This window comes from Candidatus Frankia alpina (genome assembly GCF_902806485.1).
Taxonomy (GTDB): domain Bacteria; phylum Actinomycetota; class Actinomycetes; order Frankiales; family Frankiaceae; genus Frankia; species Frankia alpina.
Genome location: NZ_CADCWT010000012.1, coordinates 37,952 through 45,471, shown reverse-complemented (window position 1 = coordinate 45,471; position 7,520 = coordinate 37,952). Strand labels below are relative to the sequence as shown.

Genomic DNA, 7,520 nt, shown 5'->3' with positions numbered 1-7,520 from the left:
CTCGGTCGCGCCCTGCGTCTCATGCGGTGCGTCGTGGTGCGGGGGCGGTTCAGCAGCTCCGCTGGAGCAGCAGGGCCTTGCCCATCGCGGCCCATTCGTAGGTGATCATGTATGGCCACATGCGGCGGGGTGGGGGCACACCGATCATGCGGACCTCGCCGGGGTAGCAGCGGCCGAGCCGCAGCCGGGCCCGGGTGCTCTGCGTCGTCGCAGCGATCACGATGAGGGAGTGCCAACCGCGCCGGGCCGCCGCGGCAGCCACCCAGCGGGACTCGCCCTGGGTCGTCAGCGGGCTGGGCGCGAAGCAGATCACCTCCACCCCGGGAATGTCATCGGGGCAGGGGTCGTCGGTGGTCGGCGTCGAGATGGCGAGAACCGGGGCGTAACCGGCTCGGGCGAGGGCGACCGCCCGTTCGAGCCGGCCGGCACTGCCCGCGAACATGACGATCGCGTCGACCGGCGCCGGCGGATCCCGATGGGGGAAGACGAACAGCCGCGCGGTCGCCGCCGTGAACGCCATTGCCAGGGTGCCGACCAGGACGATGGCGATCACCCGGCGGCGCGACCCACCGGCCGGCGCATGCTCGAGCGGACCCGCCGCCATGCGCCTCCTTTCGCGGCGGCCAGGCGCCGCCGTGGCCGTCGTTCCACCGCGTGACCCGAGCCAATCACGGCTCACCCGGTCCGGGTGGGTCCACCCGCCGCAACCCGCCGCCCCGGACAACACCGGGAGGCGGGTGGGTCCGCTGCTGTCCGGGTGGTCCGTTGCCGTCCGAGGGGCCTACGCGGGTGTGGAGGTCGACCGGGTGGTCGGGGGCGGCGAGGCCGGCCGGCTGGTGATCCGGCGGGGATGGGCGAACGTGGCCCGGGCCGCATCTCTGGGCCATACGGTGCGCGACGCGCCATCCTGCCACTGCACGATCGGGATCTGGTGGCCGACCTGCAGCCCGGTCGCCTCGTCCAGCCGGAACCGGCCGAGCAGCGTCGTCGTGTCGATGCCGCGGGCGGCGGCGAGGACCGAGGCGTCCTGCACCCCCCCGCAGAACCGGATCGCCCGGCCCAGGATCAGGCCGGTGACGTACGCCCAGGCGGCCGTCTCCGTCGGCGCGACGCCGTGCAGGGCGGTGTAGTCGGCGGTGAACTCGCGCGCGGTGGGCCCGGCGGCGGTCAGTTGGGTGCTTTCCGGCATCCAGCTTCCCGGGGCGAGTAGCTGCTCGCGCAGGTCGCCGAGACTGGCGGTGGCCTGCGCGCTGACGGCGGTGGAGAACGCCGCCGCCCGCCACGGCCGGCGCAGCAGGATGTTCGCCGCGGCCAGCTCGTCGCCGGGGCTCGCGTGCACGATGAGGACGTCGCCAGGGGGCAGCCGGGTCGCGGCGAGGGTGGCCTTCCCCGGCGCGAAGACGTGCGAGGCGACCTCGAATGCCTGCCCCGCGGCGGCAGCCCTGGCCATCGAGGTGATCTCGACCGCGGTGTCGCCCGAGGCGAGCAGGACGACCTTGCGCGCTCGCCGGTCGACCGTCCGCACTGCCGCCAGGACTCCCCGCGGCCAGGTGGAGGTGGCCGCGGCGATGTTGACGACGTTGGGGAACGCCTGCCGGACGAACCTGGTCGACGGTGCCCCGGTGTTGAACACGACCCGGTCGGTCGCCGCGCAGGCCGCGAGGGCGGCCCGGTGGCTGTAGGGCCCGAGCAGGGCGTCCGGGCGGGCGGCGACCGCGGCGCGCATCGCGGCCGCCGGGTCGGGGTAGGCGTCGTACGCGGTCAGGCTGACCTCGTCCCAGGGGGCGGGGAATCGCTCGTCTCGCGCCCACAGGGTGACGCCGCGCAGACCGGCCAGCCCCTGGGCGGCGTCCGGACCGGTCAGCGGGGTGACGAGGGCCACGGTCAACGGTGTCGTCATCGGCAGGATTCCTCGCAGTCGCTCACGAGATAAGCGTCCCATGCTTGATAGACGTATTCCTCGGCGCGCCCGGCTGCGGCCGTAGACTTCACCGGACGCGGAAGGACAGGTGAGGTGGCGCGAAACTCTGACCGAACGGGTGCAGCACCGCCGCCGCCCGATCCCCTGCCGGTAGCCGTCGTCGACAGCCACTGCCATCTCGACCTCATGGACACGGCGGTGGACGCCGCGATCGCGGCCGCCGTCGCCGTCGGCGTCACCCGGGCGGTGACCGTCGGGGTGGACCTGGCGACGAGCCGGTGGCAGGCCGACGTCGCCGGCGCTCATCCGGAGCTCTACGCGGCCGTGGCCATCCACCCGAACGAAGCGGCCCACGGGGTGAGCGAGGAGACGTTCGCCGCCATCGCCGAGCTTGCCCGCCGGGACAAGGTCCGGGCCATCGGCGAGACGGGGCTGGACTACTTCCGCACCCCGCCGCAAGCGCATGCCGCCCAGCAGGAGAGCTTCCGGCGGCACATCGCGATCGCCAAGGAGACCGGCCGCGCGCTGATGATCCACGACCGGGAGGCGCATGAGGACACGCTGCGCATCCTCGCCGAGGAAGGTGCTCCCGACACGGTGGTTTTCCACGCCTTCTCCGGCGACGCCGAGATGGCGAAGGTCTGCGCCGACGCAGGCTACGTGATGTCCTTCGCCGGCAACGTGACCTTCAAGAACGCGGCGAACCTGCGCGAGGCCGCCACCGTCGCCCCGGCCGAGCTGCTGCTCGTCGAGACCGATGCGCCGTTCCTCACCCCGGTGCCCTGGCGTGGCCGGCCCGGCGGCCCCTACCTGATCCCGCTGACGCTGCGGGTGCTCGCCGAGACTCGTGGGGTGGGTGTCGCCGAGCTCGGGGCGTCGATCGCAGCCAACGCCGAGCGGGTGTTCGGGCCCTGGTAGGCACCGACGCGCTGCTCGCGCCCGCCGAGCTGCGGGCGCTGGCGCACGCGCTGGACCTGCGGCCGACGAAGCGCCGCGGGCAGAACTTCCTCGTCGACGCGAACACCGTGCGCCGACTGGTCCGCCTGGCCGAGGTCGGCCCGCACGACACGGTGCTGGAGATCGGCCCGGGTCTGGGCTCGATGACCCTGGGGCTGCTCGGCGCCGCCGGGGCCGTCGTCGCCGTCGAGGCGGATCCGCCGCTGGCCGCCGCCCTGCCGGTGACCGCCGCCGCCCGGCTGCCCGCCGAGACCGCCGCGCGGCTGCACGTCGTGCTCGCCGACGGGCTGCGGCTGACGGCGGCGGACCTGCCCGCGGACCTGCCCGCGGGCCTGCCCGCCCCGAACGTGCTGGCCGCGAACCTGCCCTACAACATCGCCGTCCCGCTGCTGCTCGGCGTGCTCGAACGGCTGCCGTCGCTGCGCCGCGGCCTGGTGATGGTGCAGGCGGAGGTCGCCGACCGGCTGACCTCCCCACCCGGCAGTCGGGTGTACGGCGCGCCCAGCGTGAAGCTGGCCTGGTACGCGCACTCCCGGCCGGCGGGCGGCGTGCCCCGCCCGGTCTTCTGGCCGCAGCCGAACGTCGACTCCGGGCTGGTCGCCTTCACCCGCCGCACCCCGCCGGGGCCGGCGGAGCTGCGCGCCGAGGTGTTCGCCGCGGTCGACGCCGCGTTCGCCCAGCGCCGCAAGACGCTGCGCACGGCCCTGGCCCCGTGGGCCGGCTCGCGCGACGCCGCGTCAGCCCTGGCGGAGGCGGCCGGAGTGGATCCCGGCGCCCGGGGAGAGACCCTCGACGTTGAGGCGTTCTGCCGTCTCGCCATCGCCCGCGCCGCCAGGTAGCCGGGCCCGGTCGCCGCGTCAGGTTGGGCCGGTCGGGCCGGGTTCGGTCAGGGGGAGGCGATGCCGATGGCGTGGCGGACGCCTTCGAGGACGGGACGGGCGCGATCGCGGGCCTGCTCGGCGCCGGCGACGAGGATCGCGTCGAGCTCGCTGCCGGGGGCGACGAGCGCCTCGTACTGCTCGCGCAGCGGCGACAGCCAGGCGTTGACGGTCTCGTACAGGGCGTTCTTCAGCTCGCCCCAGCCGGTGCCGCCCTGCTCGAGGCGGGTCCGCATCTCCTTACTCGCCTCAGGAGTGGCGAAGTTCTCAAACAGCGCGAAGGCCGCGGAGGCGTCCGGGTCCTTCGATGCCTCCACCGGTGTGCTGTCGCTCACGATGCCGCGGATGAGCTTGCGCAGCTGCTTCTCCGGAGCAAACAGGGGAATCGTGTTCTTGTAGGACTTGCTCATCTTGCGGCCGTCGGTCCCGGGCAGTGCCCGCGCCGAGATGCCGGCCGGGTAGATCCCCGCCGGGATCTTCAGGCTGAACTCGTCGCCGAACAGATGGTTGAACGAGCCGGCGATGTCGGCGGCATATTCGACGTGCTGGGACTGGTCCTGCCCGACGGGCACCACGTCGGTGTTCATGATGAGAATGTCGACGGCCATCAGAATCGGGTAGTTGAATAGGCCCATGTTGATTCCGGCGTCCAGGTCCGGCACGCCGGCCTCGGCATTGCGGTCGCGGGCGGCCTTGTAGGCGTGTGCCCGGTTCATCAGACCCTTGCCGGTGACGCAGGACAGTACCCAGGAAAGCTCGAAGATCTCGGGAACGTCGGACTGACGGTAGAAGACCGTATGTGTCGGGTCGAGACCGAGCGTGATCCAGGTGGCTGCTACCGACCGGGTGTAGCCGGCCAACTCGCTGCGGTCGCGGATCGACGTCAGAGCGTGGTAGTCGGCGATGAAGTAGATCGACTCGTAGGTCGAGGTGAGCTCCAGCGAGGGCCGGATCGCTCCGATGTAGTTCCCGAGATGCGGCTCGCCTGTCGGCTTGATGCCGGTCAGCGAGACCTTCGGCTGTTGCGCTGCCATGGCTGTGCAGTCTACGGAGGCGACCCGGGCCGTCGGTTTGCCGGCGCGCAGATGTCAGGCGTCTCCGCCGAACAGGCCGGTCACGGAGCCGTCCTCGAAGACTGCCTTGATCGCGGCGGCGAGCAGCGGGGCGATCGACAGTTCGGTGATCTTGTCAATCCGCGCCTCGCTGGGCAGCGGCAGGGTGTTGGTGAGGACGACCTCGCTGATCTCGGAGTTCTTCAGCCGGTCGGCCGCCGGCCCGGACAGCACGCCGTGCGTCGCCGCCGCGATGACGTGGGCCGCGCCGTGCGCCTTGAGCGACTCCGCCGCTTTCGTGATGGTGCCGGCAGTGTCGATCATGTCGTCGACGATGACGCAGGTGCGGCCGCGGACCTCGCCGACCACGTCGAACATCTTCACCTGGTTGGGCACGTCCGGGTCGCGCCGCTTGTGGATGATGGCCAGGGGACAGCCCAGCCGGTCGGTCCAGCGCTCGGCCACCCGCACCCGGCCCGAGTCGGGGGCCACGACGGTGACTTCCGAGGTGTCCAGCTTGTTCTCGATGTAGTCGGCGAGCAGCGGCAGCGCGAACAGGTGGTCCACCGGGCCGTCGAAGAATCCCTGGATCTGCGCGGTGTGCAGGTCGACGGACATGAGCCGGTGCGCACCGGCGGTCTTGAACAGATCGGCGACGAGCCGAGCGGAGATCGGTTCGCGGCCGCGGTGCTTCTTGTCCTGGCGGGCGTACGGGTAGAACGGCGCGACCACGGTGATCCGCTTGGCGCTCGCCCGCTTCAGGGCATCCACCATGATCAGTTGCTCCATCAGCCAGGTGTTCACCGGGGCCGAATGGCACTGCAGGACGAAGGCGTCGCAGCCGCGGACCGATTCGGAGAAGCGGACGAAGATCTCGCCGCTGGCGAACTCGTAGGCGTTCGTCGGCACGGGTTCGACGTCGAGCTCGGCCGCCACCTCCGCCGCGAGATCGGGGTGCGAGCGTCCCGCGAAGAGCATCAGGTTGCGCCGGTTCTCGGTCTGGTAGGCCACCGCGTTCTCCTCGGACGTGACGGATGATCAGGCTGGGGGTGCATCCCCCCGCTGGTCAGAAGGTTGGGGCCGATGTCTTCTACGTTCTGCTTCCCGCACCCGGAACGCCAGCGATGCCGGCCTCGCCTCTCCGGGTGTGCGCCAAGTCACCCCGGCCACGCGGGTCAGCCCCGTGCGCATCCGCTCCGGACGGGGTCGATCGGCGCCGCGGCATCCGGGACCCCGGGGATCGACGGGGCGCCGCCGCCGCTGCCAGTGCTGGTGCTGGCGGCGGCCGCGGCTCGGGCGGCGGGGCTGTCGGGCCGGCGCCGTGCCACCCAGCCTTCGATGATCCGCTGCCGCCCCTCGCGCACGGCCAGCGCGCCCGGCGGCACGTCCTCCCGGATGACGGAACCGGCCCCCGTGTAGGCGCCGTCCCCGACGGTGACTGGGGCGATGAGCATCGTGTCGCTGCCGATGCGGACGTCCGAGCCGATGACCGTGCGGTGCTTCGCGACGCCGTCGTAGTTCACGAACACGGTGGTGCAGCCGATGTTGCTCCGCTCGCCGACGACCGCGTCGCCGATATAGGCCAGATGGGGGACCTTCGTGTGGTCACCGAACTCGGCGGACTTCGTCTCGACGAAGGATCCGAGCTTGCCCTTGCGGCCGAGCCGGGTCCCGGGGCGCAGGTGGCTGTAGGGGCCGACGGTGGCGCCGGCACCGATCTCGGCCCGTTCTGCCGTGGTCCGCACGACGCTGGCCTCCGCGCCGACGACCGTGTCCGTGAGGGTGCACTCGGGGCCGACGACGGCGCCACGGGCCAGGTGGGTGTGCCCGTGCAGGAAGGTGTTGGGGGCGATCGTCGTGTCCGGCTCGAGGGTGACATCCGCGTCGATCCAGGTGGTGTGCGGATCCACGACGGTGGTGCCGGCCCGCATCGCGGCGGAGACGATCCGGTCGCGCAGCGCCCGACCGGCGGCGGCGAGCTGGACCCGGTCGTTGACCCCGCCGGCCTCGACCGGATCGGCGACAATCCGCGCCGCCACCGGGCTGCCGGCGCCGACCAGTAGCCCGACGATGTCGGTCAGGTACTCCTCACCCTGGGCATTCTCCCTGGTCAGGCGGTCCAGCGTCGCCTGGAGTGGGCCGGCCCGGAAGGCGTAGACGCCGGTGTTGATCTCCCGGATGGCGGCCGTGGCCGCGTCGGCGTCGCGGTGCTCGATGATCGCCCGGACCCCGCCCGCAGCATCGCGCACGACCCGGCCGTAGCCGGTGGCGTCGACGAGGACGGCGGTCAGCACGGTCGCCGCGGCGCGCTGGGCATGGTGATGGTCGATGAGGGCAGCCAGGGTCTCCCCGGTGAGCAGCGGGGCGTCGCCGGGCAGCACGACCACCGTGTCGTCGGGGGCGAGCCCGTCGAGCGTGGCCAGGGCGATCCGCACGGCGTGGCCGGTGCCGTGCTGGCGGTCCTGCACGGCGGGGACGACCGCCGGGGCCTGCTCGGCCAGCATTGCCACGACCTGCTCCCGGCCATGGCCGACGACGACGGCGGTACGGGATGCGGCCAGGGTGGCGGCGGCGTGCAGCACGTGCCCGAGCAGGGTTCGCCCGGCGATGCGGTGCAGCACCTTCGGCGTCGTCGAGCGCATCCGTCGGCCCTCGCCCGCCGCCAGGATGATGACGGCCGCCGGACGTGGTGATGTCACGCGATCTCCCGAA

The 7,520-nt window shown here is 72.6% G+C and carries 7 protein-coding genes; 2 read left to right on the top strand and 5 right to left on the bottom strand.

Annotation, left to right across the window (positions count from 1 at the left end):
- Nucleotides 1-49 precede the first annotated feature (49 nt).
- Together G6R25_RS03160 and G6R25_RS03155 are read right to left on the bottom strand one after the other, a co-directional pair.
- Nucleotides 50-604, bottom strand: a complete 555-nt coding sequence (locus G6R25_RS03160) for a YdcF family protein (protein WP_163551649.1) — start codon at nt 602-604, stop codon at nt 50-52.
- Between the two features lie 177 nt (nt 605-781).
- Entirely contained in the window at nt 782-1,900 is a 1,119-nt protein-coding gene (locus tag G6R25_RS03155) for an ABC transporter substrate-binding protein (RefSeq protein ID WP_163551647.1), read from the bottom strand.
- A 114-nt stretch (nt 1,901-2,014) separates the two neighbouring features.
- Between G6R25_RS03155 and G6R25_RS03150 the strand changes: the two genes are divergently transcribed.
- Nucleotides 2,015-2,839 (top strand): TatD family hydrolase, encoded by an 825-nt coding sequence (locus tag G6R25_RS03150; RefSeq protein WP_163551645.1) that lies wholly within the window; start codon nt 2,015-2,017, stop codon nt 2,837-2,839.
- A gap of 107 nt (nt 2,840-2,946) precedes the next feature.
- Nucleotides 2,947-3,717 carry a 16S rRNA (adenine(1518)-N(6)/adenine(1519)-N(6))-dimethyltransferase RsmA gene (gene rsmA / locus G6R25_RS03145; RefSeq protein ID WP_235947295.1) on the top strand — a complete coding sequence of 257 codons (771 nt, stop codon included), beginning with the start codon at nt 2,947-2,949 and terminating at the stop codon, nt 3,715-3,717.
- Between the two features lie 47 nt (nt 3,718-3,764).
- Here the strand turns inward: rsmA and G6R25_RS03140 are convergent, their stop codons facing one another.
- From G6R25_RS03140 to glmU, 3 genes are all read right to left on the bottom strand, one after another.
- Complete coding sequence (locus G6R25_RS03140; protein ID WP_163551643.1) at nt 3,765-4,790, bottom strand: tryptophan--tRNA ligase; 1,026 nt, start codon at nt 4,788-4,790, stop codon at nt 3,765-3,767.
- A 54-nt stretch (nt 4,791-4,844) separates the two neighbouring features.
- A complete protein-coding gene (locus tag G6R25_RS03135) occupies nt 4,845-5,819 on the bottom strand; it encodes a ribose-phosphate diphosphokinase (RefSeq protein ID WP_136446593.1) in 975 nt (324 codons plus the stop codon).
- Nucleotides 5,820-5,983: 164 nt separating this feature from the next.
- Nucleotides 5,984-7,507: a bifunctional UDP-N-acetylglucosamine diphosphorylase/glucosamine-1-phosphate N-acetyltransferase GlmU gene (gene glmU, locus G6R25_RS03130; protein ID WP_336500475.1), complete on the bottom strand. Its 1,524-nt coding sequence runs from the start codon at nt 7,505-7,507 to the stop codon at nt 5,984-5,986.
- Nucleotides 7,508-7,520: the final 13 nt, after the last annotated feature.

Excerpts from the sequence above, each read along its gene's own strand:
- G6R25_RS03155 (WP_163551647.1), bottom strand. The coding sequence starts at position 1,900 with ATGACGACACCGTTGACCGTGGCCCTCGTCACCCCGCTGACCGGTCCG.
- G6R25_RS03140 (WP_163551643.1), bottom strand. The coding sequence starts at position 4,790 with ATGGCAGCGCAACAGCCGAAGGTCTCGCTGACCGGCATCAAGCCGACA.
- G6R25_RS03160 (WP_163551649.1), bottom strand. The coding sequence starts at position 604 with ATGGCGGCGGGTCCGCTCGAGCATGCGCCGGCCGGTGGGTCGCGCCGC.